This is a genomic window from Streptacidiphilus neutrinimicus (assembly GCF_000787815.1).
GTDB lineage: Bacteria > Actinomycetota > Actinomycetes > Streptomycetales > Streptomycetaceae > Streptacidiphilus > Streptacidiphilus neutrinimicus.
The window spans coordinates 1-2884 of the sequence record NZ_BBPO01000174.1; the positions used below are offsets into that span (position 1 = coordinate 1).

Annotated in this window: 2 protein-coding genes; both read left to right on the plus strand. The window is 77.6% G+C overall.

Translation table 11 applies throughout. The features are described from left to right. Positions 1–1369: hypothetical protein (locus tag TR48_RS44125; protein WP_161789996.1), on the plus strand; the 1369-nt coding region annotated here is incomplete at its 5' end. A 77-nt stretch (positions 1370–1446) separates the two neighbouring features. Next, positions 1447–2808, plus strand: a complete 1362-nt coding sequence (locus TR48_RS38320; protein ID WP_084730115.1) for a type I glutamate--ammonia ligase — start codon at positions 1447–1449, stop codon at positions 2806–2808. Positions 2809–2884 lie beyond the last annotated feature (76 nt).

Genomic DNA, 2884 nt, shown 5'->3' on the forward strand with positions numbered 1-2884 from the left:
GGCCCGGCTGCCCCGCCCGAACGGGCAGGTGCGCCGGACGCCGCCGGCCGATCTGCCCGGCCCGGGCAGCCTCGCGCCTCCGGCGCGACGCCTGCTCGCCGACGCGGTGCGCGTCGCCCGCTGGGCGGGCGAACTCGCGGCCGTGGACCGCCGGGGGGACCTGCTGCCGACCGACGCCGCGGAGGCGGCCGACGCGCTGGAGCTGACCGTGGACCAGGCCCTCGCGGCCTGGGAGCGCGCGCGGCTGACCGGGCTGGTCGAGCTGCGGGGCGCAGGGGCCGGCCCCGGCTGGCGGCTGCACGCCTGGGCCCACGACGACGAGGCGGTGCTGCGCGGCTGGGCCGCGCTGTTCGACGCCTGGACGCTGCTGGTCTCCGTCCCGGACCGGGCGCTGACCCGGCTCGCCGGACAGGCCGTGGACCACGCGCCGCAACTGCTGTCCTTCCTGCACCTGGTGGACGCGCCGGTCGCCGAGACCGAGCTGCTGGAGCTGCTGCGCCGCGGCCTGGAGGAGCAGTGGCACGCCGGCCTGCACCCCACCGCCGCGACCCCGGTGCCGCACGCCGCCCTGGCCGTCTCCGCGGTCCGCGCGGACGCGCGGGACGGCGACGCGGCCCAACCGCCGTCGCAGGGCGAGATCGTGGCCGTGCTGCGGTGGATGCTCGACGGCTTCAGAGCCGTCGGGGCCCTGGTCCGCAGAACCGGGCAGCACGACGCCGAGGACAGCTTCGAGCTGACCCCGCTCGGCCACTGGGCGGTCCGCGCCAAGCTGGAGGAGATCTGCACCGTCGCGCAGACCGCCGCCGGGCACATCGAGCAGTCCGCGCACGAGCTGCTGACCGCCTGCGCCGGCTACTCGCCGGGGCCGGCCCGCGCCGAGTACCGGGCCTGGCTGGCGGCGCGTCAGGTGGACCGCGCCGTCGCCGACCTGCTGGACGTCGCCCGCGGCGAGGACGCCCTGCTGCGCGGCCTCGCCTTCGAGGCGCTGCGCGTCGCCGGACAGCCCGCCGAGCCGTCCGTGCGCCACGCGGTGGAGGAGCCGATGCTGCGCCCGTACGCGCTGTTGTGGCTGGCCGAGCACAGCGACGAGGGCGTGCTGCCCGCCGACGTGCTGGACAAGCAGGACGCCGCCTGGCTCTGGGTCGACACGGGCGCGGCGGTGCTGGAGCACGGCGACACCGGGATGCTGGTCCGCCACGTGCAGGGGGCGGCCGACGGCGACCCCGGGCGCCTCTTCGCGCTCGCGCGCCAGGTAGGTCACCCGCGCGCCGGGCATGTCCTGGCGGCCGTGGCGTCCGCGCACCCCGATCCTGGAGTGGCGAGGGCCGCCCGGCGCAGCGCGTTCAGCGTGCACGACGGCGGCGCCTGACGACGGGCCGGACGAGGATCGGGTCGCGGGAGCGACCCGGAGAGGGGCCGACGGTGGACCAGGGCGGAGCGTCGCGCGTGCCGGAGACGTCACGAGAGCCGGAGACGCCGCAGGACCACTCGCACGAGGCCCGCGCCGAGGCGCGGCTGACCGCCGCACGCCTCAGCGACGAGGGAGTCGTGGCGCTCGCCCTCACCTGGGTCGACAACGCGGGCGTCGCCCGAGTCAAGGGCGTGCCGCTGCGGCGGCTGCCCGAGGCGGCGGTGGAGGGCGTCGGCATGTCGCCGGTCTTCGACGTCTTCCTGGTCGACGACGCGACCACCACCAGCCGCTGTATCGGCGGCCCCGACGGCGATCTGCGGCTCTTCGCGGCGCTGGACCGGGCCGTCGCGCTGGCGGCCCAGCCCGGCTGGGCCTTCGCGCCCGCCGACCGGTACCGGCAGGACGGTCTGCCGCACCCCGCCTGTCAGCGTCGCTTCGCCGCGCGGGCGGCCGAGCTCGCCGCGGAGCGCGGGATCACCTTCCGCGCCGCGTTCGAGACGGAGTGGATCGTCCAGCGGGCCGAGGACGGCGGCTACCCGACCGACGGCCCCGCCTACGGTCTGCACCGGATCACCGACTGCTCCGACTACCTGCGCGACGTGCTGCTGGCGCTGGAGGCCGCCGGGCTGAGCGTCCAGCAGCTCCATCCCGAGTACTCCCCGGGCCAGTTCGAGGTCTCGGTGGCCGCGCGGGACCCGCTCGGCGCGGCCGACGACGCGGTGCTGGTGCGGACCACGATCCGGGGGGTCTCCGCGCAGCACGGCCTGCGCGCGTCCTTCGCCCCGGCGTTCGAGCCCGGCGGCGTCGGCAACGGCGGCCACCTGCACCTGAGCGCCTGGCGCGACGGACGCAACCTGCTCGCCGGGGAGGAGCCCTACGGGGACGGCGCGGCGTTCCTGGCCGGGGTGCTGCGGGAGCTGCCCGCGCTGCTGGCGCTCGGCGCGCCCAGCCCCGCGAGCTACCTGCGGCTGGTGCCCTCGCACTGGGCCGGCTGCTTCCAGTGCTGGGGCGTGGAGAACCGCGAGGCCGCTCTGCGGCTGATCCAGGGCGGCGACGAGCAGGCCAACGTCGAGGTCAAGTGCTTCGACCTGGCCGCGAACCCCTACCTCGCGGTGGGCGGTGTCATCGCGGCGGGCCTGTCCGGCCTGGACGCCGGCGCGACCCTCCCGGAGCCCGTCCAGGGCGACCCGGCCCTGCTGCCGCCGGAGCGCCGGCCCCCGCGTCTGCCCACCACCCTCGACGAGACCCTGACGGCCTTCCGGGCCTCCACCGTCCTGCGCGACGCCCTCGGCGACGTCCTCTTCGAGGCCGTCGCCTCCGTCCGCGCCGCCGAGAGCGCCTCCTACGCCGAACTGCCCCCCGAGGCCGTCATCGCCGCCACGAAGTGGCGCTACTGATGCGCCCCCACCCCGCCCCAGCCCACCGGCCCTCACCCTCCGGCTCCGCCGCCGCGGCGGCAGCGCCCGGCGGGGC